This is a genomic window from Polaromonas sp. P3_B1 (assembly GCF_056402935.1).
This window is the reverse complement of the sequence record NZ_JBFUGK010000001.1, coordinates 206,486-229,395: the sequence shown is the minus strand read 5'-3', so window position 1 is coordinate 229,395 and position 22,910 is coordinate 206,486. Positions and strand designations below refer to the sequence as shown.

Genomic DNA, 22,910 nt, shown 5'->3' with positions numbered 1-22,910 from the left:
GATTCAAACCAAAAGTACTGATAATCGATACCCATGAGCACCACCGCCGACCTCGTCACCGTCCTTAAAAAAGAACTGAAAGCCGCGCGCATGACCTATGCCGACCTGGCCGCCAAGCTGGGCATGGCCGAGTCCAGCGTCAAACGCATGCTGGCCAAGGGGGACATGCCGCTGTCGCGCATCGACGCGATCTGCCGCGCGCTCAAGCTGGACTTTGCCGATCTCGCCAGGCGTATCGCCGACACCCAGCCGCTGCTGGCCGAACTGACCGAGGCGCAGGAAAAAGCCGTGGTGGCCGACAAAAAACTGCTGCTCACCGCGATTTGCGTGCTGTCGCAATGGACGCTGGAGCAGATCACCAGCAGCTACCGGCTCTCGGAAGCCGAGTGCATCAAGTACCTCGCGCAGCTGGACCGCATTGGCATCATCGAGCTCAAGCCCCTGAACCGCTACCGGCTCAAGCTCGCCAAGACTTTTCGCTGGCGCCCGCACGGGGCGGTGATGGACTACTTTCGCGAGAACGCCTTGCTCGACTATTTTTCAGGGGGTTTTGACGGCACAGGCGAAGGCCTGCTGCTGGTGCACGGCTCCATAGGCCGCGGCCTGGCGCCCTCTTTCCTGGAGCGCATGCAACGCGTGGCCCAGGATTTTGCGCAGCAGCACCAGAGCGACCAGAAACTGGGCGAGAAAGACCGCGAGGGGTTCACGCTGCTGCTGGCGATGCGCAGCTGGGAGTTTGAGGCTTTCGCCGCATTGCGTAGGTAACACCCCCGTCCAGGCTCACTGCGTGTAGCCTGTTCCCCCCTCAAGGGAGCGGCGCCTGTGGCCAGGCAAAGCCGGTTCCACGGCCTCTACTTGGATCTTCGCGCACAAGTAATTGCATGCAATTAAATTAGACAACTAAGTAAATTCAGCATTTACTGGTAGTATTTAGCCAGACGAAGCCAAGCAAGCTGATTTTGTGCATGCAATTTCATTCCGGAGCCGCGATGAACCCCCTCTCCACCTACGTCGGCATGCCGATCCCCGTGGCGGCCAACCTGACCGACACCAAGTACTTTTTCCAGGCGCTGGACAATTTTTCGCGCGTGATGGCGATACGCCCGGGGGACAGGGTGCTGATGCTGGCTGACCCGCTGCTGGATCCGCGGGTGATCGACGCGGTGATCGGCATCGCCAAATCGCGCGGGGCCGAGGTGCGTATCTATATGGAGCCCAGCACCCAGGTGACGGCCGTGCCCGAAGAAGTGCACGCCATGCTCCAAAAAGCCACTTTTGTGGTCTCGACCTGGTTCTGCTCCATCCTCGATCCTTTGTGCATCAACCTGCGCCGCGCCGGCCAGCGCTGGGTCAAGATCACCTACTTTCGCAACCTCGATTTGCTGTCCACGCCGCAGGCGCGTTTTCCGGTCGACCTCATCGGCGAGATCATCCGCGGCACGGCGGCCCGCTATCCGAGCGAGGGGAACTTCGACCTGCGCTTTACCGACCCGCGCGGCAGCGACTTCCGCATCAGCTTTACGCAGGAGATGCGCGCCAACCAGCTGGCCACCAACCGCTGGCGCGGCCAGATGACGGCCGAGGAAGACGGTTGTTATGTGCACTACCTGCCGACGCACGGGCCCAACCTCTGGGACCACAACTCGGTGAAGAACGACTTCAAGGCCGTCGTGCCCATGGCCGGCGTGCTGTATCCGCAGTGGGCGGTCGGCTTTGCCAATCCTTTTGAGGAAAAAATCGCCGTGCATTTTGAGGGCGATACGATTTCCGCGGTCGACGGCATTTCGCAAGAAGCCGTGATCCTGCGCGAGATGCTGGTGGGCGGCCGCATGATTGAAGGCGGGGGCTGCGGCTTCAACCCCAAGGCGCCGCGCCATACGGTGTACCCGGCCGGCTCCAACGCGCCGGGCGCGCTGCACTTCGGCATAGACCTGGCCCAGCCCAGCGACTACATACGCCGCGTGATGCCCGACTGGGAAGAGCCGCCGGTGCATATGGACCTGATCACGCTGGACGGCACGGTCACCGCCGGCGGCAACACGCTGATCAAGGACGGCTTTTTGTGCGCGCTGCGCGACCCGGCTGTGGTGGCGCTGGCCGCGCGTTATGGCGACCCGGTGGAGTTGCTGGAAGCGCAGGTTTTGTAGCGCCTCACGGTCACTTCAAGCGGGGGCCGCGGTCCGGCTTTGCCGGCCGCAAGGCGCCTGTCCCCTGGAAGGGGAAAAGGCGCTACACGCAGTGAGCGTCGATAGGGGTAAGCCTGTTTATTCCGGTGGAACTGCTGGAAGCGCAGGTTTTATAGCGCCTCACGGTCACTTCAAGCGGGGAGTAGGGTTTTGCTCCTTCCCCCGCTGGGGGAAGGCTGGGATGGGGGCTTGCGGCGCTTGGTATTGCGCTGTGTTTATTCGAAGGCCGTCGGCCCCCACCCCTGCCCTCCCCCAGCGGGGGAGGGAGTATGGCTAGGCCGGCGCGGTAAATACCGTCAGCACGCCGGTATAGCCGTAAAGGTGGTGGCGCGCGATTTCGCCACCGGCAAAAAAGCCGACCAGCGGCACGTCGCCCAGCGCGCGCCGCACGATCTGCATCTCGGCGCTGGGCGCGCCGAAGTGCGGCCCGCCGCGGCCTGAGCAGCTCACATACACCGCGCCGGCGATGCGTCTGGCCGCATGCGGCGCCGCTTCGGCCTCAGGCGCGCTCAGTGCGCTGGCAACTTCCAGCGTGACTTCCTCGGGCTCCAGCTCTTCGCGGATTTCAGCGCACACGCGGATCAGGTCGGCGCGCGCGGCTTCCATATTGCGCTCGCAAAAGGCCAGCTTCATGCCCACGGCCGGCACCTCGGCGATCGCGATGCCGCGGCGCGCCGGGTCCAGCCCTATCAAGTGGCGCACACGCACCTCGGCGCCGAACTGGCCCGCGCGCCGGCTTGCCGCAAGGACACTGTCATCGGGAACGTCGGCCGGCCGGCTCAAGCCGACCAGCGTGGTGCGCACTTTGGCAAGCGCCTCGCGCGGCTGGTCCAGCGATACGGCCAGGTCGGCCAGCATGACGTCGAGCGCGGGCTTGCCGTCGAGTTCAGTCACCACATTGGTTTCGCACGCGGTGATTTCATGGTCCGCCGAGACCGGCCGGCATCCTTGGGTGATGCGCGACATCAACGCCGCGCCCTGGCCGAATGCCACGCCGCTCAGGCCACCGCTGAAAACACCGCCAGCCGCGCCCTGCCCCTTGACGTTGCCATGCCCGCTGAGCGCGAACTGCACGGTACCGGATCGGCTGGAGGCCAGGCCGCCAAACACATAACCGCTGTGGGTGCGCTCAGCCATTTCGGCGATGAGTTCAGCCACGTCGGGCGTGGAGGCATCGGCATGCACCAGCGCGGTATGCGCCTTGAAGCGGCCGCTGCTGGCGGGCGGCAGCGGCGACACGCCTGAAAACACCCGGTACTGGTCGTGCGGCAGCTCGCACAGCATCACCGTGAGAGCGGGCTCGTCGAAGTACTCGACATTGTTGGAGGCGATGCCCACGCCCACCGTGCCGCTCCAGTCGGTGATGTCGGGCAGCTCGGCGCTCAGGTGGTCGAGGATGTCCTGCGCATGCGCCGCGTAGTGGTCGGTGATGTAGAGCAGCGCCAGCGTGGGCGACTTGGCATAGCCGGGCAGCGCCAGGTAGGCGCGCAGCTGCGCCAGCACCAGGCCGGCCGCCATCTGCCATTGCGGATGGGTGGCGTGGCCGTAGGGGAAAAGCTTCATGGGGTCCTGGTGAAATGCGGTGGAAGTCCGGTTTGGGGTCAGCTCAGCGAGAGGTTTTGCGTGCGGCCTTGCGTGCCGGCGCCTTGGGTTTGGTTTTGGCGGCGGGTTTGGCAGCGGCGTTTGCTGCAGTTTTGCCGGCGGCCGGTGTCGGCCATCCCTGGCTGCTGCGCAGTGCCGTGTTCATGGCCGCGCGCGCGCCGCCGGCCATGGTCTTGCCCGCCGTTTCAGCCATGTTGCGGGCCATGCCCGTCGCCATGCCGGTAGCGGTTTTTACCGCGTCCTTGGCCAGGCCCGTGGCCAGGTTCTTGGTGGTGTCCATTGCGGCTTTCTTGGCCGCGTCCTTCATGGCGTCGGTCGCGATCGCCTGGAACTGCTGGGTCAGCGCGCCCCACCACTGCATGGGGTCGACCACGCCGGCCGGCGCGGCGGCGGCGGCCTTGCCTGCGGCGGGCGCTTTGGCCTTGGCTGCGGGCTTGCCCGTCCCAAAGCTGGAGGGCGGAACCTCCAGCCCCGAAAACGTCCTGGCCTTGTCGGCCACGCGCTGCACACCGCCGGCCACGCTGTCGGCGACCTTGAGCTTGAAGGCATTGGCCACGTCGCCCATGTTGAAGTTCATGCCCTTGAGCGTGGCCAGGGTCATTTTCTGCACTTCCAGCGCCTGGATGGTAGCCTTGAGCGCGGTGGCGTTCTGGTCCAGCCAGAACTGCACGGCCTTGAGCTCCTCGATGCGCTTGTCCAGCTCCTCGACGTTGAGGGTGGGGGCCACCCAGTTCCCGAGGTTGGGCAGCTGCGGGATGCTTTGCGTGGCGCTGCCGGCCGCCTGCTTGGCCAGGTTCTGCAGGAAATCGAAACCGGGCACCAGCTTGCCGAAACCGGGGAAGGATGGGTTGTCTGCGTCACTCATGAATGTCTCCTGGCATGTTGTGCATGATGGCATTGGAAGGCGGGGCGGCAGGGCAGCCCGGCTCGCGTCTTCATTGTGCAACGCTGGGACGGCACGTCAACCGCTTTTTGTTTCCGCATGCAGGGCAAGGCGCGCGGCCAGGGCCCGCAGCGGCGCAAACAGCCTGATAAGCTTGCGGCCATGGCCTACACCTTTGCCTCCGCCACGGTGCTTCTGCTGCTGATCACCGACCCTTTCGGCAACATCCCGATTTTTGTCAATGCCCTGAAGGGTGTCGCACCCGAGCGGCGCATGTTCGTCATCCTGCGCGAGGTGCTGATCGCCTTTTTGCTGCTGCTGGCTTTCATGTTCGTCGGTGACGGCTTCCTGCGCCTCATGAACCTCAGCGACCTGTCGCTGCAGATCGCCGGCGCGGTCGTGATGTTTTTGATCGCGCTGCGCATGATCTTCCCTTCGGACCAGCCCGAGGCCGCGCCGATGCGGGGCGAGCCACTGATCGTGCCGCTGGCGATTCCCGCGCTGGCCGGCCCGTCGGCGTTGGCCACCGTGATGCTGCTGGTGTCGCAGGCACCGGAGCGCCGGCTTGAATGGATTGCCGCGCTGTGCGTCACCATGGCGGTCTGCGCCGTGGTGCTGGTGCTGTCCGAGCGCATACAGCGCGTGGCCGGCGACCGCGTCATGATGGCCTTCGAGCGGCTCATGGGCCTGATCCTCGTGGCGATATCGGTCGAGATGTTGCTGCGCGGCATACGGCTGTTCATCACGCAAACCGGGGCTGCGGCATGAAAACATCCGCACAACGCCTTGTCTTTGTTTGCGCCTGCCTGCTGGCCTCGCCCTGGGCGCACGCCGTGCAGGACTGCGAAGTCAACGGCGAAAGCGTCAACCCCAACAATGGCAACACCACGGCCGGCAAGACCGGCATCATGCGCTGCAAAGACAGGGACTCGGGCCAGCTGATGCGCGAGCAGGAATTGCAGGGTGGCAAGTTCATGGGCCTGATGCGCTTCTACCAGAACGGCAAGCTGCAACGGGAGTACAGCGAGAACGAGCGCGGCAACCGGCACGGCCGCGCGCGCGAATTCGCGCCTAGCGGCCAGGTGCTGCGCGACGCCGTCTACGACAACGGCACCGAAGCGGGCCTGGCGCGCAGCTTCCACGCCAACGGACAATTGCGGCGCATCGTGTTTTACGGGCCGCGCGCGGGCGGCAGCATCGAGCAGGCCTATGCCGAATTCAATGACCGCGGACAGCTCCAGGCCTTGCGCTGCGGCGACAAACCCTTGCTGGCAGCGCCGGCCGACGACGCCCGCTGGTGCGGCTTCTCGGGTGGCGCCTCCAAGGTCGAACTCTTCAGCAGCAAGGGTGCGCTGAACGGCAGCAGCAGCTACCTGGCGGGAAAACGCATACGCCATGAAACGCTGGGCGAGAACGGCAAGCCGGACTACCTGGATGAAGTATCGGGCAGCACCCGCATCGAGCGCCACTTCAACAATGCCGGCATCAAACGGCGTGAAATCCAATGGAAGCTGGACACCGAAAATGCCAGGAATTCACTCAAGGAGCGGGAGCAGGAATTTGCCGACAGCGGCACCCTGACGCGCGACAGGAAATGGTCCGAAGGCAAACTCGTGAGCGACCAGTCTTATTACCTCAACGGCCAGCCGCGCAGCAAAAACGAGTTCGGTGGCGAGGGCGACGGCGCCTGGCTGCAGGCCACCGATTACTTCGACAACGGAAAGGTCGCCTCGACCGGCCGCTACAGCGCCAACCGCTACCGGCAATTGCCCCTTGGCATTCACCAGCGCTTCAACGAAACCGGAAAGCTGGTGGCCGAATCGAGCTACGACGAGCGCGGCCGCATCACGCGCGAGAAAAGCTGGGACGGCGAGGGCAAGCTGCTCAGCGACGATGCGGTCTTTGAGGACGGCTCAAGAAAAGCCTATACAAGATAGCCCCCACGGTCGCTCACTGCGTGTAGCTCCCTGCCCCCCGAGGGGGCCGCTGCGCCTGCGGCCCGGCAAAGCCGGTTCCGCGGCCCCTGCTGGATTTATTCAGGGTGACTCAGACAGCCTCGACAACTTTTTGGTCGATAGCACCGAAGACCGATTGCCCATCCTTGCCCTTGGCTTCGATGCGAATCGTGTCGCCGTATTTCATGAACTCGGTCTTGGGCTTGCCGTCTTCTATGGTTTCGATCGCGCGTTTTTCGGCGATGCAGCTGTAGCCATGGCTCCAGTCCTTGTTGCTGACGGTGCCCGAGCCCACGATGCTGCCGGCGCGCACATTGCGGGTCTTGCAGATGTGGGCGATCAGCTGGCCGAAATGGAAGGTCATTTCGGGGCCGGCCTCGCACATGCCGACCTTGCGGCCGTTCCAGGTGCTTTGCAGGGTCAGGTGCAAACGGCCCTTGTCCCAGGCATCGCCCACCTCATCCGGCGTCACCGCCACGGGACTGAATGCCGTGGCCGGCTTGCTCTGGAAGAAACCAAAGCCCTTGGCGAGCTCGTCGGGAATCAGGTTGCGCAGCGAGACGTCGTTGGCCAGCATCAGCAGGCGCACGCCTTCGAGCGCCTGGGCCGGCGTGGCGCCCATGGGAACGTCGCCGGTGATCACGGCGACTTCCGCCTCAAAGTCGATGCCGAAGTCCTCACTGGCCACGACCACGTCATCGCAGGGGCCGATGAAGTCATCGCTGCCGCCCTGGTACATCAGCGGGTCGCCGTAAAAGCTTTCGGGCACCTCGGCGTTGCGGGCCTTGCGCACCAGCTCCACGTGGTTGATGTAGGCCGAGCCGTCGGCCCACTGGTAGGCGCGCGGCAGCGGCGCCATGCAGCGCGAAGGCTCGAAAGGGAAGGCGTGGCGGGCCTTGCCGCCGTTCAGCGTTTCATACAGGTCCTGCAGCTGCGGCGACATGAAGTTCCAGTCGTCCAGCACCTGCTGCAGCTTGCCGGCAATGCCGGTCGCGTAATGGGCCGTGGAGAGATCGCGCGACACCACGACGAGCTGGCCGTCGCGTGAAGAGTCTTTGTAAGTGGCGAGTTTCATCAATATCCTGTTGGGTGGCTGCCGGTTTGCGGCGCAGGCCTGATTGTGCCGTGTGCGCCGTGGCGGCCGGCGCCTTGCGGACCCGCGTTACGATCCATGCATTCCTCAGCCCGACGGGTCACCCGAAATTTTAGTCAAGCCCATGAAAGCCAAGCCCGGCCCCACCGCCTCCGCACGCCGCAGCCCGGCGCCGCAGCGCGCTGGCATACAGTCGCTGGAAGTCGGCTTCGCCCTGCTGGAGGTGCTGTCCGCCTCACCCGGCCCCCTGATGCTGCGCGACCTGGCGGCGGCCGCCGGCATGAGCGCGGCCAAGGCCCATCGCTACCTGGTGAGCTTCCAGCGGCTGGAACTGGTAGTTCAGGACCCGTCCACCACCTTGTACGACCTGGGCCCGGCGGCCCTCAAGTTAGGGCTTGCTTCCCTTTCCAGGCTGGACAGCGTTAAGCTGGCCCGGCAACGCCTGCAGCCCCTGATGGCGCAAACCGGCCAGACCCTGGCCCTGGCGGTCTGGGGCAACCAGGGGCCCACGCTGGTGCACTGGGAAGAATCACCGCGGGCCGTGACGGTCAACCTGCGGCTGGGCGACGTGATGCCCCTGTTGTCTTCCGCCACAGGCCTGTGCTTTACCGCGTTTTCATCGCCGCGCCTGCTCCCCGCCACTACGAGGCCGCAAGGGCGACTGGCGCTGCTGCTCAAGGACGAGCTGGCGCGCAACCAGAAGCTGGCGCGCCAGGATGTACCCACCACCCTGGCCGGCCTGGCCGATGTGCTGGAGGAAGTACGCCGCCGGGGCATGGCGCGCGCCGTCAACACGCTGCTGCCCGGCGTGGCCGGCTTTTGCGCACCGGTCTTCGATGCCGACGGCCACCTGGCCCTGGGCATGGTGGCGCTGGGATCGCTGGCCACCTTCGATGCCGACTGGGACGGAGCGGTGGCCACGCCCCTGGCGGCGGCGGCGCGGCAACTTTCACGCGACCTGGGCTTCGAAGCGGCATGAGCACCCTCCCGGCACCCCATTCCCCCCAATACGCGCCGTCCCGGCGCGTATTGGCCCTGCTGGCCGTGCTGGTCCTGGTCGCGCACACGCTGGTGCTCACCTCCGTGCCGGCGCGCTTCGGCCCTGAACGTCCGCCGTCTTCGGACGCCACACCGGCCTTCGTGACGCGCAGCATCCCGCCGCCCAAGCCGGCCAAGCCGGCGGAGCCCCCACCGGCTGCGCTGCCGGAGGCCGCGCCGAAACCCAAGCCGGTCAGGGCAAAACCCGCGGAAGATTTCGAAGACGCCGAGCCGGTGAAAGTGCCCAAGCCCCGGCCCGCCGACTACCTGCCCGATGCGCCCAGCCCGGCGGACCTGCTGGCGGAGCAGGCCCGCAGCGAAGCGCCCGCCGCAAGCGCGTCCGAGGCGGTGCCCGCCGGCCCCGCACAGGCAGCTGTGACCACCTTGGCCGTGCCTGCGAGCGTGGTGCTCGACTACAAAATGACCGGCAACGACAAGGGTATGAACTACTACGCGAACGCCGAACTGCGCTGGCAAAACACTGGCGATGCCTACGAGGCCTCGATGCGCGTCAGTGCGCTCTTCCTCGGCTCGCGCAGCATGGCCAGCACCGGGCAGCTCGACCCCGACGGCCTGGCGCCCAAGCGCTTTTCGGACAAGTCCAGAACCGAAGTGGCCGCGCATTTCGAGCCCGAGAAGAACCAGATCAGTTTCAGCGCCAACACGCCCACGCTGCCATGGGTCAAGGGCGCACAGGACCGGGTCAGCGTGTTCATGCAACTGGCCGGCATGCTGGCGGGCAACCCGGCAGGCTTCCCCACGGGCTCCACGATTTCGATCTACACCGTCGGGCCGCGCGATGCGGACACCTGGACCTTCCTGGTCGAGGCCGAGGAAAAACTTGCCCTGCCTTTCGGCGAAATCGCCGCGGTCAAACTCACCCGCCAGCCGCGGCGCGAGTTCGACCAGAAGGTAGAGGTCTGGTACGCACCGTCACTGGGTTACCTGCCGGTGCGCACCAAAATCACCCAGTCGAACGGGAATTTCATCGACCAGCAACTCAGCGCGGTCAGCAAGGGTTAATGCCGCGGCATGCGTTGTGATTGCCGCACGCTGGTGAGCGCTTTATGTGTGGTTTCACACGATGTCGCCCGTCTTTACCGAACACTTGCATGCCAGATAGTGCGGACTCTTGAACTTGGCCTCATCGTAGCTATCTGACGAGAAAGGAATCCACCATGCAAATGCTTTACGACTCCGACTCTTTTGCCGTTCTGCAGATCCTGGCGAATGCGCCGGAGGAATCCGCACCCACACCGGCCGTTCCCCAGCTGGCACGCCACGGCTTCGAAATCGTGGACAAACGCTCGGGCAAAGAGGTTTACCTGGACGGCTCCTGGGCCGAAATGTTCCAGCAACGCCTGAGCGCATGGGCACAGAACACCCCTACGCAAGAGGAAATCGAAGATACGCTTGAAGGGTATAGCGGGCTCGCTAACACCCCGATGTCGCTTCATTAGGCCCCCACGCTTTTCACTTCGTGTAATGCGCTGCCCCCCGAGGGGGCCGCTGCGCCTGCGGCCCGGCAAAGCCGGTTCCGCGGCCCCTGCTGGCCTGGGGCGGCTCGCTTCGCATCGCCTCTTCTTTTTTTCTTCTTATTCGGCCGACGGGCTCTCGGTTTGAGCCCTTGAGCGTCGCTGGTAAATCCAGCGGTACGCAGGTTCCACCAGCAACAGTACTGCCGCCAGCCGCGTGACGTGAAAGGCCGTGACCACCGGCACACCGAGCTGCAGCACTTTGGCCGTGATGGCCATTTCGGCGATGCCGCCGGGTGAGGTTCCGAGCAGCAGCGTGGCCCAGTGCAGGCTGGTGAATTGCGCCAGCGACCATGCAAACCCCGCGCACAGTGCAATCATTCCAAGCGTGGCCAACGCCACCGAGCCCAGCCATCTCGGCGCCATGTGCACAAAGCCGCTGGTAAAGCGCACACCCAGGCTGATGCCGATGACCAGCTGCGCGGCGTTGGTCATCCACTGCGGCAAGGCCGAGAGCGTCACGCCGAAGGCCGTCAGCAGCAAAGACACCAGCAATGCGCCTATGAACCACGGGTTGGTGCGCTCCAGCTTGAGCATCGTCCAGCAACCCACGCCGGTCAGTACAGCCAGCAGGGCCAGGCCGGGTAAATCCACCACGCGCGCGCCCGGCAAGGTGGCGTCAAGCCCGTGCAGCCCGGCCCATTGAAAACCGAAGGGGATGACCAGCGTGACCAGCAGCACCCGCAGGCTGTGGGCAGAGGCCACAAGGTCGGTCTGCGCACCGTGGCGCTCGGCCATCAGCGTCATTTCCGATGCGGCGCCTATGGGTGCGGCAAAGTAGGTCGTGATGCGCGACAGGCCTTTCACATGAAAAGGCCCGGGCCTCTGGTGCACCCGGTACAGCCACTGGCCAAACACCAGCCCCAGCGCCAATGCCCAGACGATATTCAGCGCGATCGCCCACCACAGGCCCGCAAGCAGGCCGACCACCTGCGGCGTGAAATACAGCCCCAGCGCACTGCCGATGACCCATTGCCCGGTGTTGCGCAACGGCGTCCAACTGGCGGTCGGTCCGCCCAGCATGGAGACCACGGCGGTCGCCAGCAGCGGGCCGATCATCCAGGGCAGCGGCGTACGCAGCCAGACGCACAGAGAGGCGGCAGCCCAGGCAAGCAGCAGCGTCAGCATGACGCGCGTCGCAAAGACGCGGGCGTAGAGGGGAAAGAATGGCATGGCTTAAGGCGCGGCCAACAAAAACCGGCCGGAGGCAGTAGTATCCCTTGATGCCCTATTTTGCCGCCCCTCGTCCTTTGGCATGGCTGCTGTGCACCGCCGCGATGGCTTTGGCCGCCGGCTGCGCGGGCCGGCCCGAGGCACCCATCGTGCAGGCGCCCGGCGGCGACAGCACGCAAACCTCAGCCTGGCTGGAGGCCGTTCTTCCCGCGGAAATCCTCATCCTCGGCGAACAGCACGACGCGGCCGAGCACCAGCAGATCCAGCAGCAGGTCGTCGCCCTGCTCGCCGCCCGCGGCGCGCTGGCCGCGCTGGCGCTGGAAATGGCCGACACCGGCGCCAGCACCTCGGCGCTCAAACCCAGCGCCACCGAGCAACAGGTGCGCAACGCGCTGGCCTGGAACGACAAAGGCTGGCCCTGGGCCGCCTACGGCCCCACCGTGATGACGGCGGTGCGCGCCGGCGTGCCGGTGCTGGGCGCCAACCTGCCGCGCGCGCTAATGCGGGACCGCATGGCCGACCGCCAGCTGGACCTCCAGTTGCCGGGGCCGGCTCTGAAGGCGCAGCAGCAACTCATACGCATCGGCCACTGCAACCTGCTGCCCGAAAGCCAGGTCACACCCATGGCGCGTATCCAGATCGCCAAGGACATCAGCATGGCCAACACCTTGACCCAGGCCGCCTTGCCGGGCAAAACCGTGGTGCTGCTGGCCGGCAGCGGCCATGCGGACCGCCAGCTGGGCGTGCCGCAGCACCTGCCGTCGGATGTGAAGACCAAAGCCGTGCGCCTGCGCGCCGGCGGCGCCGCGCCGAAGGAGTCAGCCGAGGCCTTCGATGCCGTCTGGGAAACGCCAGCGCTGCCCGAGAAAGACTATTGCGAAGGCCTGGACAAACAATTGCAACAGCCGTCCAGGCCCTGACCGCTACTGCGCGCGTTAACGACCTCAGGCGTGTTTGCGGATCGCGTCGGCCACCACGTTGACGATGCGGTCTATGTGCTCTTTCTCGACGATGTAGGGCGGGCAGACCACGATGTTGTCGGCCGCCGGCCGCACCAGCACGCCGTGGTGAAAGCACTCCATGAAGACGTCGTAAGCACGCTTGCCCGGCGCGCCGGCCACGGGCGCCAGTTCCACCGCGCCGGCCAGGCCCAGGGCGCGTAGGCCGATCACATTGGGCAGGCCCATGAGGCCGCCGTGCATCGCGTCGCCCAGCACCTTGCCCATTTGCCCGGCACGCTCGTAGAGCTTTTCGTCCTTGAGCAGCTTCAGCGTCGCGATGGCCGCCGCGCAGGCGACCGGATGCCCCGAATAGGTGTAGCCGTGAAAGAACTCGATGGCATGCTCGGGCGCGGCGCTGTTGGCATTCATCATGTCGTCGTAAATGCGGTCCGAGCAGATCACACCGCCCATCGGGATCACGCCGTTGGTCACGCACTTGGCGAAGTTCAGCATGTCGGGCACCACGCCGTAGTAGTCGGCGCCAAAGCCCGTGCCCAGGCGGCCGAAGCCGGTGATGACCTCGTCGAAAATCAGCAGGATGCCGTGCTTGTCGCAGATCTCGCGCAGGCGCTTGAGGTAGCCCTTGGGCGGCAGATACCAGCCTGCGCTGCCGGCCACAGGCTCGACGATGACGGCCGCCACGTTGCTCGGGTCGTGCAGCGGCAGGATGCGGTTTTCCAGCTCCAGCAGCAGGTCTTCCTGCCACACCGGCTCGGCGCCGTTGATGTAGGCATGGTTAACCGGGTCGTGGATGAAGCGCATGTGGTCCACGCGCGGAAGCAGCGCGGCGCCGTAGACCTTGCGGTTGGCCGGAATGCCGCCCACACTCATGCCGCCGAAGCCGACGCCGTGGTAGCCCTTTTCGCGGCCTATAAAGATGTTGCGGTGGCCTTCACCGCGCGCGCGGTGGTAAGCCAGCGCAACCTTGAGCGAGGTGTCGGCCGCCTCCGAGCCCGAGTTGCAGAACAGCACCTTGTTGAGGTCGCCTGGCGCCATGCCGGCGATGACTTCGGCGGCCTTGAAGGCCTGGTCGTTGCTGGCCTGGAAGGCGGTCGCGTAGTCCAGCGTGTCCAGCTGCTTCTTGATGGCGTCGTTGATGGGCTTGCGGTTGTGGCCCGCGCCCACGCACCACAGGCTGGAAATACCGTCGATGACCTGGCGGCCGTCGTGCGTGGTGAAGTGCATGCCGTCGGCGGCCACGAACACACGCGGGTCCTTCTTGAAGCTGCGGTTGGGCGTGAAAGGGAGCCAGTGGTGCTCCATGTTGAAGTCTTGATAGGCCATGGCGTGTCTCCTGCGTCTGGGTCCGGGTCTGGAAGGGGGAGGGTGAAGCGATAAGGGGTGTTTCTGCATTCTGGCACTTCCCGGCAAAGGCCGGCCCCACCTGCGACAATTCATCCCCTATGAATCACGCTTATATCCTTACCCTGTCCTGCCCGGACCGTATGGGCATTGTTCATGCCGTGTCCGGTTTCCTGCTGGACAACGGCGGCAATATCGAAGAAGCCGCGCAATACAACGACCACGACACGGGCCTGTTTTTCATGCGGGTGCAGTTTGCCTGCGACACGCTGGGCCATGAGGAACTTTCCAGCCGGCTCAAGGCCTTCGCCGAGCCCTTCGGCATGAACTGGAAGCTGCACGCCACCACCCAGCCCATGCGCACCGTCATCATGGTCAGCAAGGAAGGCCACTGCCTCAACGACCTGCTGTTTCGCTGCAAGTCGGGCCTGCTTCCCGTCGACGTGCGCGCCATCGTCTCCAACCACCGCGAGTTCTACCAGCTGGCGGCCAGCTACAACATTCCCTTCCACCACATCCCCGTCACGGCGGCCACCAAGGCTCAGGCCGAGGCGAAGCAACTGGAGATCATCGAATCCGAAGGCGCCGAACTCGTGGTGCTGGCGCGCTACATGCAGGTGCTGTCCAACGAGCTGTGCCAGAAGCTCTCGGGCCGCGCCATCAACATCCACCACTCCTTCCTGCCCAGCTTCAAGGGCGCCAAGCCTTACTACCAGGCGCATGACCGCGGCGTGAAGCTGATAGGCGCGACCGCGCACTATGTGACGGCAGACCTCGACGAAGGCCCCATCATCGAACAGGACGTGGCGCGCGCCGACCACAGCAAGACCGTGGAAGACCTGACCGCCATGGGCCGCGACACCGAAAGCCAGGTGCTGGCCCGCGCCGTCAAATGGCATAGCGAGCACCGCGTGCTTTTGAACGGCCACAAGACGGTCATCTTTAAATAAACGCCATGGCCACGCCGGCGCGCATTCCTCCGATCCAGTGTCTTCTGACCTTCGAGGCGCTGGCGCGGTTGCGCAGCGTGACGCAGGCGGCCGAGGAGTTGTGTGTCACGCCCAGCGCGGTCAGCCACCGCGTCAAGCAGCTCGAACAGATCATTGGCACCAAGCTGTTCGGGCGCGCCGATTTTTCGCTGACCACCGAGGGCAGCGAATACCTGGCCCATGTGCGCGAGGGCCTGGCCACGCTGCAGAAATTTCCCGGTGCGGCCGGGCAAAGCGCCACGCCCGGCAAGCGCAAGCTGCGCCTGGCGGTCACGCCGACCTTCGCGCGCTCCATCCTGATTCCGCGGCTGCGCCAGTTCACCGATGCTTACCCCGAGATCGACCTCACGCTGCAAGTCTCGATTCCGCTCCTTGATGTGGTCGCCGAGGATGCCGACCTCATCGTGCGATTCGGCACAGGCCGCTATGCGGACCTGGAGCACGTCTGCCTCAGCAAGGACGAAGTCGCGCCGCTGGCCTCGCCCGCGTTTGTGCGCGAGCACGGCCCCTTCGAGGCGGCCGAAGACCTGGAAGGCGAAAGCCTGCTGCGCTCGCCGCTGGAGCCCTGGCGCACCTGGTTTGCCGCCCACAAACTCGATTGGCCCGAGCCGGCCGACGGCTCCCAGTTCAACGACATAGGCCTGATGTGCGACGCCGCCGCGGCCGGCATGGGCATCGCGCTGATACGCCTCAAGCTGGGCGCGCCCTGGCTGGAAAACGGCTCGCTGGTGCGCCTGGGCAGCAACGCCGTCTTCGCCGGCAATGTCCCCAGCCCGCATGCGCACTACCTGTGCTGGCGCACCGGCACCATGGACCGCTGGGAATGCGCGGCGTTTGCCGACTGGCTGCGCAAAAGCCTGGGCTAGTACTGCAACCCGGCGCCCCTACCCGGCGTGCAAACCCTTTTTGACTTGTAGCGCATTTTGCGTACGCCGATAGCGTTAACGGATCCCATGCGTCCGACAAGTGGTTTTGCGCCCATACCGGCGCATGCCTATGATGGGCTGGCCATGGCACCGTACGAGGACGCGGCCAGCGGCGCATGGTCAAAAAATCAACTTGTTCAACGAGGGGAATTCTCATGAGAAAAAATCAATTAGCCGCCGGTGTGGCCGGCATCCTGCTCTCCATGCTGGCCTTTTCACCCCTGGCTCACGCCGAGGGCAAAGCGGCCGGCAAATCCGTCAAACCCGGCACCTTCTGCACCATCCAGGATGCCAAGGCCTGCCAGGACGCTGTGACGCCCGCGCAAATACTGTCGCGCTTCAAGGCCGGCAATGCGCGATTCGTCTCCGGCAAACCGCGCCACCAGAACTACCTCAAGGAAATGAAGGCCACGGCCGACGGTCAGTTCCCGCTGGCCAGCGTGGTGTCCTGCATCGACTCGCGCGCGCCGGCCGAAATCGTGTTCGACCAGGGCATAGGCGACCTCTTCAATGCGCGCGTGGCGGGCAACATCGTCAACGAAGACATCCTGGGCAGCCTGGAATTCGCGCACAAGGTCGTGGGCGCCAAACTGCTGGTGGTGATGGGCCACACCAGCTGCGGCGCCATCAAGGGCGCGTGCGACGACGCCCAGCTTGGCAACCTGACCGGCCTCATCGGCAAGATCAAGCCGGCCGTGGACCTGGTGTCCGGCGACATCAAGGACCGCACGTCCAAGAACTATGCCTTCGTCGAAATGGTGGCCGAAAGCAATGTGCGCCTCACCGTGGAAACGATCCGCGAGAAAAGCCCCATCCTGCGCGAGATGGAGCAAAAAGGCGAAATCATGATCGTCGGCGCCATGTACGACGTGAAGACCGGCAAGGTCAAGTTCTATGACACGCCCGGCGCCAGCAAGGCTCCGGCCAACAAGACCTGACAATCTGTTGAGGGCCTGAACGGGCTTTGGCCCTGCACCGGTCACCGACGCCACCCGTGATCGGCTTGACGGGGCAGGTGCCCCTCCTGCTGGAGGCGTGGCCGCGCGCGACACCGTCCTCACCTGCGTTTGTTGCCGCCGAGCCATCGCCAGGCAGGCCTTCCCCTGGCCATTTTCCAAGCCGACCGAATGCTAGACTCGCGCGACTCTAACAACAAAACCGGAGGGCATGGATGCAGATTTTTCGACTGCTTGTCATCGCGGCAGCAATTTTTCTGACTGGTTGTGCGGCCAAAGGTCCCCGATACACCGAAGTCGAAGCCAGCTTTCCTGCCCTGCGCTCAGGCTATGGGCGGCTGGTGGTCTACCGCTCGGGCGGCCTGGGGCCGGCAGTCCAGCCGGACATCAAGCTCAACGGCGAGGTTATCGGCAAGTCGCAACCCCAAGGTTTCTTCTTTGTTGACCGCACGGCAGGCAGATACACAGTCAGTGCTCGCACCGAAATCGAAACGACCCTGGACGCCGAGCTGGTGGAAGGCCGCACGACCTACGTGCAGACCAGCATCACGATGGGCCTTTTTGTAGGCCATCCCAGCCTGGCCCTTCAAAGCGAAAGCACGGCAGTACCGCAACTACCTCGGCTGGCTTATACCGGCGGAATTCCACTCGTGCCGGGCAAGCCGCGCGCCATTGCCGTGAACAACACCGCAGGACGCAGCACCGATGAACGAACCCGCCCATCCGGCCCCGTGACGCTCGACGACCTGAGCGGCTTGTTGCCAAGCGCACCGCCCGCCGGTACCGCGAACAACACCCCAGGACGCAGCACCACCAATGAACGAACCCGCGCATCCGGCCCAGCGACGCTCGACGACCTGAGCGGCCTGCTGCCAGCCGCACGATAACCAACGCCCCAAAGGTGCACTGTGATATCTCAATCCATGCTTCGCGGCTTAGGCCTGTTTTTCGTTTTCGGCAATGTTCTTGCGCAAAACGCCACACCGAGCGCCGAGCAGCTCTTCGAACGCTTGTCCCCCAGCATCTGGGTCGTCAAGACCTTTGATGACGCGGGAAGGCCAGTTGCTTCGGGCAGCGCGGTGGTCATCCGAACCGGCACGCTCATCACCAATTGCAATGTGCTGGCGAAGGCACGCAAGGTTTCGGTGACACGCGACAACATCGCTTACGGCGCCACCCTGGAACACGCAGACACCGCGCGCGACCTGTGCCAGCTCAAGGTAGCCAACTTCACTGCGCCGCCGGTAACCATTGCGGCAGAAACACCGAAAATCGGCTCCCGGGTCTATGCCATTGGAAATCCACGCGGGCTGGAAACGACCATCAGCGATGGTCTTCTGTCCGGCATCCGACGTGCAGACAACGACGAATTCGTCGCGCTGCAGGTCACCGTCCCCATTTCGCCTGGCTCCAGCGGCGGCGGCCTTTTCGACGCCCAAGGCCGTCTGATTGGTATCACCACCTTTGCCCTTCGCGATTCGCAGAACCTGAATTTCGCCTTGCCGGCCAGCTGGATTTCCGAAGTCCCTGCGCGCTCAGCGGCGGCGCTGGCAGCACGCAGTGAACGCAGCAAACCCGCGGCGGCCACTCAGGCAGCAGGTGCGCAGGTCTTTGAATATCGGCTGCGCGATCGAACCACCGGATTGACGCAGAACATCAGGTACCGGCTGGACCGCACGGATGGAGACCAGCTGATCTTCAACCAAGGGGGCCGGGTGGAGAGAGCCGGTGGCGAAGTTGTCACCCTCATCAGCCCCATCGCCGGAGAGTATGAGCTGGCAATGCCGCCGCGCGGCTGGATCACCAAGACACCGGAGCCCGGGCAGACATGGCAGCTTCGGTACGAAAACCTGAGGCAAAACCAGCGAATCAAAATGAACGTTACGGCCCGCGCAACGGATGAGTCGACCATGCGCATTGGCGAGCGTGAACTTCGCATCATGCGGGTCGAGTTCAAGGGCTCGACAGAACGAGGCTCCAACAGGACATACGCGGTCTATACCGCCAATGCGTGGTACGCGCCCGAGCTTGGCCGCATAGTGCGATTTGATGCAAAAACGCGCGGCGGAATCGGCATCCATTCCTTTCTTGTCGACGAGGCGCTGGAACTTGCCGACATCCGCAAGGAGTGACCGCAGGCGTTTTCACAAAACACCTTCATTTTCTTCACGCACCCAGCCCCGCCTTTGCATTAAAGTGCCTTCATCACCGGCGAGGACCGGTTTCATCCCCGAAGGCCCCCCATGAACGCACTCGCTGAAGCCTGGCAACAGCACCCGCTTGAACGTCGTGAACGCCAGGTCCAGGTGGTCGGCGCGCTGCAAGCCGTGCTGCCGGCTCACGCGCTGCTCTGGAACAACGAAGACACCACACCGTACGAATGCGACGGCCTGACCGCCTACCGCCAGCGGCCGCTGGTCGTTGCCCTGCCCGAAACCTACGCGCAGGTCCAAGCCGTACTCAAGACCTGCCACGCGCTGGACGTGCCGGTGGTGGCACGCGGCGCCGGCACCGGGCTTTCCGGCGGTGCCATGCCGCACAAGCTGGGCGTCACGCTGTCGCTGGCCAAGTTCAACAAAATCCTCAAGCTCGACGCCGCCAGCCGCACGGCCGTGGTGCAGGGCGGCGTGCGCAACCTGGCAATCTCCGAAGCGGCCGCGCCGCTGGGGCTGTACTACGCGCCGGATCCCTCCAGCCAGATCGCCTGCACCATAGGCGGCAACGTCGCCGAGAACTCCGGCGGCGTGCATTGCCTCAAGTACGGGCTGACGGTGCACAACGTGCTCAAGGTCAAGGGCTTCACCATTGAAGGCGAAGAGGTCGAGTTCGGCGGTGACGCGCTCGACGCACCCGGCCTGGATTTGCTGAGCATCATCATCGGCAGCGAAGGCATGCTGGCCGTGACCACCGAAGTGACCGTGAAGCTGGTGCCCAAGCCCCGGCTGGCGCGCTGCATCATGGCCAGCTTTGACGACCTGCGCAAAGCCGGCGATGCGGTGGCCGCCGTGATTGCCGCCGGCATCATTCCGGCCGGGCTCGAGATGATGGACAAGCCGATGACGGCTGCGGTAGAAGATTTTGTGCATGCCGGCTACGACCTCAGCGCCGAAGCGATTTTGCTGTGCGAAAGCGACGGCACGCCCGAGGAAGTCGAGGAAGAGATAGTCCGCATGAGCGAGGTGCTGCGCCGCAGCGGCGCCACCGCGATCGCGGTGAGCCGCGACGAAGCCGAACGCCTGCGCTTCTGGAGCGGCCGCAAGAACGCCTTCCCGGCATCGGGGCGCATCAGCCCCGACTACATGTGCATGGACTCCACGATTCCGCGCAAGCGCCTGGCCGACATCCTGCTCGCGATCGCGGAGATGGAAAAAAAATACCAACTGCGCTGCGCCAATGTGTTCCACGCGGGTGACGGCAACCTGCACCCCTTGATTTTGTTCGATGCCAATGACCCCGACCAGCTGCACCGCTGCGAACTCTTCGGCGCCGACATCCTGGAAACCAGCGTCGCCATGGGCGGCACGGTGACGGGCGAGCACGGCGTGGGCGTGGAAAAACTCAACTCCATGTGCGTGCAGTTTTCGGCCGAGGAAAACGAACAGATGTTCGGCGTGAAGCGCGCCTTCGACAGCAAGGGCCTGCTCAACCCCGGCAAGGTGATCCCCACGCTGAACCGCTGCGCGGAATACGGAAAGATGCTGGTGCGGGCCGGCCAGATCAAGCATCCTGACTTGCCGCGGTTCTAAACAAGGGCCGGGGCACGGCCGGATCGGGATCACGTAGACTGCGCGAAAAACCCCGGGGCAAGGTCATGCACACAACACGGTCCAGCGGCGCCAGCACTTCTTTCACCACACCTGGACGGCTTCTTTACGGCCTCGCAGGCATCTTGCTCGCGTGGCTTCCGCAATCGGGGCTTTGCCAGCAAGGTTCTTCATTGCCCAACCTCGAGCCCTTCGACAAGGCCGTGCTGGAGGTCATGAGGAAACACGACATTCCCGGCGCCAGCCTGGCCGTAGCCAAGGACGGCAGGCTGCTGCTCGCCAAAGGCTACGGTTATGCCGACAAGGACAAACAGGAAGCCATGACGCCGCAAACCCTCACGCGCATGGGCAGCATCAACAAGACCTTGACGGCCGTCATGGTGCTCAAGCTCGCGGAGGACGGGAAACTGAAACTGGACGACCCGGTGCTGCCCCTGTTCGAGAAGGCCGGTATAGCCCCTGCTTCGCCCACCGACCCGCGCGCAAAGGACATCCGCATCCGCCACCTGCTGCAGCATTCGGGCGGGTTTGACCGCGAGCGCTCGGGTGATCCGTTTTTCCAGCCGCGGCTCAGGGAAGTTGCCCGCCGGCAAGGCGTCTCGCCCGTCAGCTGCGACGCCATCATCCGGGACTCGCTGCAGGAAAAACTGGACTTCGCACCGGGCGAGCGCTTCGCCTACTCCAACACCGGCTACTGCATGCTTGGGAGGGTGGTGGAAATCGTCACCGGAGAGTCCTACCGGGCTTTCAGCAGCAGGGAGCTTCTGCAGCCCACTATCGGCAAAGGCTTTCAGGCCGCAAACAGCACAGAAAGCCGTCCCGGCGAAACGAAGTACTACCCCTATCCCGGCGAGCCCCTGCAACGCGGCGCGCCCGGCATCTCGAACGCGAATGTGCCCAGCCCCTATGGCTCCTACTCCGTCGAAAACATGGATGCGCTGGGCGCATGGATTGCAACGCCGACGGATGTCCTGAAATTTTTCCTGGCGATCGACGGCACCCGGGGAAAGCGCCTGCTCAATGACGAATCGTTGCGAGCCATGCGCAGCGAACCTGTGCTGGCAAAAGAAGTCAACCCGCGCGCCTTCTATGGAGCGGGCATCCATGTGGTCAGAAGCGACAAGGGCGACAACTGGTGGCACACAGGCAGCCAGCCGGGCCTGCAAACCCTGGCACTGAGGACACGGCAGGGTTATGCCTGGGTAGTGGCCTTCAACTCCAGGCCCGAGCATGCCGAGCGCCGCGCTTTCTTCAAGGACATAGACCAGGCGCTGTGGGGCGCGGCCAATGCGGTCAAGGAATGGCCGCAAGGAGATCTTTTTGCCAACAACCCCTAAAGGCTTGACGCCATGACAGCGCTGCGCGGATTGGCCTGGTTACTGGTTTTTCAATCGATGGGGGAACTGCTGTCGCGCGGCTTCTCCCTGCCGTTTCCAGGGCCCGTGATTGGCATGGTTTTGCTGCTGATCGGCCTGCGTGCAGAGCTGGTGCGAGGCCCTGTGTCAGTGTGCGCAGACTTCCTGCTCGCGCACCTTTCGTTACTCTTTGTGCCTGTCGGCGTGGGCGTCATGACCCATCTTTCACTGGTAAGCCAGTATGGCGTGCGCATTTTGCTGGCCGTGGTGGTGTCCACATTGGCGGGTTTGGCGGTCACCGTGCTGACCCTGCACCTGCTGCGGGACCGCGGCGAGACCGCCCCCAAGGAGCCGCCCCATGCCTAAATTCGTCGAACTCTGGGTCTACCTGTCGGCCACGCCGCTGTTCGGCCTGACGGCCACACTGGTGGTCTATGTGCTGGCGCAAGCGGTTTATACCCGCCTCGGGCAAGCGCCCTGGGCCAACCCGGTGCTCTGGACGGTGGTGTGCCTGGCCGGCGCGCTGCTGGCCACCGGTGTGCCCTACCCCACGTATTTCGCGGGTGCGCAGTTCATTCACTTCCTGCTGGGCCCGGCGGTGGTGGCGCTGGCCTGGCCGCTGTGGCTGCGCCGCGAGGAATTGCGCCGGCGCTGGGGCCGCCTGCTGCTGGCGGCCCTGGCCGGCGGCATCGCGGCCAGTGGTTCTGCGCTGCTGATGGGCTGGGCGCTGGGCCTGCCTTCGGAAGTGACTTTGTCGCTCGCACCGAAATCCGTCACCGCGCCGGTCGCCATGGGCATCGCAGAAAAGATAGGCGGCATTCCGGCGCTGGCGGCGGTGTTCGCGGTGATCACCGGCCTGGTGGGTGCGCTCAGCGGCAAATACCTGTTTGACGCCCTGCGCATCCCGCGTGACGCAGAGGGCTGGGCCGCACGCGGCTTCGCGCTGGGCACTGTCTCCCACGGCCTGGGCGCGGCCCGTGCGCTGCAGGTCAATGCCGACGCGGGTGCCTATGCCGGGCTGGCGCTGGGCCTGCAGGTGGTGCTGGCCTCCGCGCTGATACCACTGGCGTTTCGCTTTTTGTAAGACGCACGCAAAAATGCCGCATCACTTTCCTGCCGCGAACGACAGGGAGGTGATGTGGCTTTTTTGAT

22 protein-coding genes are annotated in these 22,910 nt (G+C 64.6%); 17 read left to right on the top strand and 5 right to left on the bottom strand.

From position 1 onward, the window contains the following. Window positions 1–33: 33 nt before the first annotated feature. Entirely contained in the window at window positions 34–765 is a 732-nt protein-coding gene (locus AC1DXS_RS01050) for a helix-turn-helix domain-containing protein (RefSeq protein ID WP_477735743.1), read from the top strand. A 224-nt stretch (window positions 766–989) separates the two neighbouring features. Continuing rightward, window positions 990–2,147, top strand: coding sequence for a hypothetical protein (locus AC1DXS_RS01045; RefSeq protein ID WP_477735742.1), 1,158 nt, complete (start codon window positions 990–992; stop codon window positions 2,145–2,147). Between the two features lie 312 nt (window positions 2,148–2,459). Here AC1DXS_RS01045 and AC1DXS_RS01040 read toward each other — a convergent pair whose 3' ends face one another. Next, on the bottom strand, window positions 2,460–3,749 hold the full coding sequence (locus AC1DXS_RS01040; protein ID WP_477735741.1) for an FIST signal transduction protein: 1,290 nt from the start codon (window positions 3,747–3,749) through the stop codon (window positions 2,460–2,462). A 43-nt stretch (window positions 3,750–3,792) separates the two neighbouring features. Beyond that, complete coding sequence (locus AC1DXS_RS01035) at window positions 3,793–4,653, bottom strand: PhaM family polyhydroxyalkanoate granule multifunctional regulatory protein (protein ID WP_477735740.1); 861 nt, start codon at window positions 4,651–4,653, stop codon at window positions 3,793–3,795. A gap of 180 nt (window positions 4,654–4,833) precedes the next feature. Here AC1DXS_RS01035 and AC1DXS_RS01030 point away from each other — a divergent pair, with 180 nt between their 5' ends. Then, window positions 4,834–5,439 carry a MarC family protein gene (locus tag AC1DXS_RS01030; protein ID WP_477735739.1) on the top strand — a complete coding sequence of 202 codons (606 nt, stop codon included), beginning with the start codon at window positions 4,834–4,836 and terminating at the stop codon, window positions 5,437–5,439. Beyond that, window positions 5,436–6,608, top strand: coding sequence for a toxin-antitoxin system YwqK family antitoxin (locus tag AC1DXS_RS01025; protein ID WP_477735738.1), 1,173 nt, complete (start codon window positions 5,436–5,438; stop codon window positions 6,606–6,608). Before AC1DXS_RS01030 ends, AC1DXS_RS01025 begins: the two co-directional genes overlap by 4 nt. Before the next feature lie 109 nt (window positions 6,609–6,717). On the opposite strand, the gene AC1DXS_RS01020 is transcribed toward AC1DXS_RS01025, so the two are convergent. Beyond that, complete coding sequence (locus AC1DXS_RS01020) at window positions 6,718–7,701, bottom strand: fumarylacetoacetate hydrolase family protein (RefSeq protein ID WP_477735737.1); 984 nt, start codon at window positions 7,699–7,701, stop codon at window positions 6,718–6,720. 142 nt (window positions 7,702–7,843) lie between these two features. Between AC1DXS_RS01020 and AC1DXS_RS01015 the strand changes: the two genes are divergently transcribed. From AC1DXS_RS01015 to AC1DXS_RS01005, 3 genes are all read left to right on the top strand, one after another. Next, window positions 7,844–8,698 (top strand): IclR family transcriptional regulator, encoded by an 855-nt coding sequence (locus AC1DXS_RS01015; RefSeq protein ID WP_477735736.1) that lies wholly within the window; start codon window positions 7,844–7,846, stop codon window positions 8,696–8,698. After that, on the top strand, window positions 8,695–9,780 hold the full coding sequence (locus tag AC1DXS_RS01010; protein WP_477735735.1) for a DUF3108 domain-containing protein: 1,086 nt from the start codon (window positions 8,695–8,697) through the stop codon (window positions 9,778–9,780). Before AC1DXS_RS01015 ends, AC1DXS_RS01010 begins: the two co-directional genes overlap by 4 nt. A gap of 155 nt (window positions 9,781–9,935) precedes the next feature. Then, window positions 9,936–10,217 (top strand): BTH_I0359 family protein, encoded by a 282-nt coding sequence (locus tag AC1DXS_RS01005; protein WP_477735734.1) that lies wholly within the window; start codon window positions 9,936–9,938, stop codon window positions 10,215–10,217. Window positions 10,218–10,352: 135 nt separating this feature from the next. Here the strand turns inward: AC1DXS_RS01005 and AC1DXS_RS01000 are convergent, their stop codons facing one another. Next, on the bottom strand, window positions 10,353–11,465 hold the full coding sequence (locus AC1DXS_RS01000; protein ID WP_477735733.1) for an AbrB family transcriptional regulator: 1,113 nt from the start codon (window positions 11,463–11,465) through the stop codon (window positions 10,353–10,355). Window positions 11,466–11,515: 50 nt separating this feature from the next. Between AC1DXS_RS01000 and AC1DXS_RS00995 the strand changes: the two genes are divergently transcribed. Continuing rightward, window positions 11,516–12,385, top strand: a complete 870-nt coding sequence (locus AC1DXS_RS00995; protein ID WP_477735732.1) for a ChaN family lipoprotein — start codon at window positions 11,516–11,518, stop codon at window positions 12,383–12,385. A gap of 24 nt (window positions 12,386–12,409) precedes the next feature. On the opposite strand, the gene aptA is transcribed toward AC1DXS_RS00995, so the two are convergent. Beyond that, complete coding sequence (gene aptA / locus AC1DXS_RS00990) at window positions 12,410–13,750, bottom strand: omega-aminotransferase AptA (protein ID WP_477735731.1); 1,341 nt, start codon at window positions 13,748–13,750, stop codon at window positions 12,410–12,412. A gap of 119 nt (window positions 13,751–13,869) precedes the next feature. On the opposite strand from aptA, the gene purU reads away from it, so the two are divergent. From purU to AC1DXS_RS00945, 9 genes are all read left to right on the top strand, one after another. Next, window positions 13,870–14,718 (top strand): formyltetrahydrofolate deformylase, encoded by an 849-nt coding sequence (gene purU, locus AC1DXS_RS00985; protein WP_477735730.1) that lies wholly within the window; start codon window positions 13,870–13,872, stop codon window positions 14,716–14,718. A gap of 5 nt (window positions 14,719–14,723) precedes the next feature. Next, on the top strand, window positions 14,724–15,623 hold the full coding sequence (locus tag AC1DXS_RS00980) for a LysR substrate-binding domain-containing protein (RefSeq protein WP_477735729.1): 900 nt from the start codon (window positions 14,724–14,726) through the stop codon (window positions 15,621–15,623). A gap of 215 nt (window positions 15,624–15,838) precedes the next feature. Then, window positions 15,839–16,621: a carbonic anhydrase family protein gene (locus AC1DXS_RS00975; protein ID WP_477735728.1), complete on the top strand. Its 783-nt coding sequence runs from the start codon at window positions 15,839–15,841 to the stop codon at window positions 16,619–16,621. 233 nt (window positions 16,622–16,854) lie between these two features. Next, on the top strand, window positions 16,855–17,526 hold the full coding sequence (locus AC1DXS_RS00970; RefSeq protein ID WP_477735727.1) for a DUF2846 domain-containing protein: 672 nt from the start codon (window positions 16,855–16,857) through the stop codon (window positions 17,524–17,526). Between the two features lie 36 nt (window positions 17,527–17,562). Further along, window positions 17,563–18,771 (top strand): S1C family serine protease, encoded by a 1,209-nt coding sequence (locus AC1DXS_RS00965; protein ID WP_477735726.1) that lies wholly within the window; start codon window positions 17,563–17,565, stop codon window positions 18,769–18,771. A 111-nt stretch (window positions 18,772–18,882) separates the two neighbouring features. Beyond that, window positions 18,883–20,385, top strand: a complete 1,503-nt coding sequence (locus tag AC1DXS_RS00960) for an FAD-linked oxidase C-terminal domain-containing protein (protein ID WP_477735725.1) — start codon at window positions 18,883–18,885, stop codon at window positions 20,383–20,385. Between the two features lie 191 nt (window positions 20,386–20,576). Beyond that, window positions 20,577–21,740, top strand: coding sequence for a serine hydrolase domain-containing protein (locus tag AC1DXS_RS00955; protein WP_477735724.1), 1,164 nt, complete (start codon window positions 20,577–20,579; stop codon window positions 21,738–21,740). A 12-nt stretch (window positions 21,741–21,752) separates the two neighbouring features. Continuing rightward, window positions 21,753–22,124: a CidA/LrgA family protein gene (locus tag AC1DXS_RS00950; RefSeq protein WP_477735723.1), complete on the top strand. Its 372-nt coding sequence runs from the start codon at window positions 21,753–21,755 to the stop codon at window positions 22,122–22,124. Beyond that, the gene (locus tag AC1DXS_RS00945) at window positions 22,117–22,842 is read left to right on the top strand and encodes an LrgB family protein (protein ID WP_477735722.1); all 726 of its coding nucleotides are present in this window, start codon (window positions 22,117–22,119) and stop codon (window positions 22,840–22,842) included. Before AC1DXS_RS00950 ends, AC1DXS_RS00945 begins: the two co-directional genes overlap by 8 nt. Window positions 22,843–22,910: the final 68 nt, after the last annotated feature.

Coding starts and splice junctions, on each gene's coding strand:
- AC1DXS_RS01050 (WP_477735743.1), top strand. CDS start 34: ATGAGCACCACCGCCGACCTCGTCACCGTCCTTAAAAAAGAACTGAAA.
- AC1DXS_RS01045 (WP_477735742.1), top strand. CDS start 990: ATGAACCCCCTCTCCACCTACGTCGGCATGCCGATCCCCGTGGCGGCC.
- AC1DXS_RS01040 (WP_477735741.1), bottom strand. CDS start 3,749: ATGAAGCTTTTCCCCTACGGCCACGCCACCCATCCGCAATGGCAGATG.
- AC1DXS_RS01035 (WP_477735740.1), bottom strand. CDS start 4,653: ATGAGTGACGCAGACAACCCATCCTTCCCCGGTTTCGGCAAGCTGGTG.
- AC1DXS_RS01030 (WP_477735739.1), top strand. CDS start 4,834: ATGGCCTACACCTTTGCCTCCGCCACGGTGCTTCTGCTGCTGATCACC.
- AC1DXS_RS01025 (WP_477735738.1), top strand. CDS start 5,436: ATGAAAACATCCGCACAACGCCTTGTCTTTGTTTGCGCCTGCCTGCTG.
- AC1DXS_RS01020 (WP_477735737.1), bottom strand. CDS start 7,701: ATGAAACTCGCCACTTACAAAGACTCTTCACGCGACGGCCAGCTCGTC.
- AC1DXS_RS01015 (WP_477735736.1), top strand. CDS start 7,844: ATGAAAGCCAAGCCCGGCCCCACCGCCTCCGCACGCCGCAGCCCGGCG.
- AC1DXS_RS01010 (WP_477735735.1), top strand. CDS start 8,695: ATGAGCACCCTCCCGGCACCCCATTCCCCCCAATACGCGCCGTCCCGG.
- AC1DXS_RS01005 (WP_477735734.1), top strand. CDS start 9,936: ATGCAAATGCTTTACGACTCCGACTCTTTTGCCGTTCTGCAGATCCTG.
- AC1DXS_RS01000 (WP_477735733.1), bottom strand. CDS start 11,465: ATGCCATTCTTTCCCCTCTACGCCCGCGTCTTTGCGACGCGCGTCATG.
- AC1DXS_RS00995 (WP_477735732.1), top strand. CDS start 11,516: ATGCCCTATTTTGCCGCCCCTCGTCCTTTGGCATGGCTGCTGTGCACC.
- aptA (WP_477735731.1), bottom strand. CDS start 13,750: ATGGCCTATCAAGACTTCAACATGGAGCACCACTGGCTCCCTTTCACG.
- purU (WP_477735730.1), top strand. CDS start 13,870: ATGAATCACGCTTATATCCTTACCCTGTCCTGCCCGGACCGTATGGGC.
- AC1DXS_RS00980 (WP_477735729.1), top strand. CDS start 14,724: ATGGCCACGCCGGCGCGCATTCCTCCGATCCAGTGTCTTCTGACCTTC.
- AC1DXS_RS00975 (WP_477735728.1), top strand. CDS start 15,839: ATGAGAAAAAATCAATTAGCCGCCGGTGTGGCCGGCATCCTGCTCTCC.
- AC1DXS_RS00970 (WP_477735727.1), top strand. CDS start 16,855: ATGCAGATTTTTCGACTGCTTGTCATCGCGGCAGCAATTTTTCTGACT.
- AC1DXS_RS00965 (WP_477735726.1), top strand. CDS start 17,563: ATGCTTCGCGGCTTAGGCCTGTTTTTCGTTTTCGGCAATGTTCTTGCG.
- AC1DXS_RS00960 (WP_477735725.1), top strand. CDS start 18,883: ATGAACGCACTCGCTGAAGCCTGGCAACAGCACCCGCTTGAACGTCGT.
- AC1DXS_RS00950 (WP_477735723.1), top strand. CDS start 21,753: ATGACAGCGCTGCGCGGATTGGCCTGGTTACTGGTTTTTCAATCGATG.
- AC1DXS_RS00945 (WP_477735722.1), top strand. CDS start 22,117: ATGCCTAAATTCGTCGAACTCTGGGTCTACCTGTCGGCCACGCCGCTG.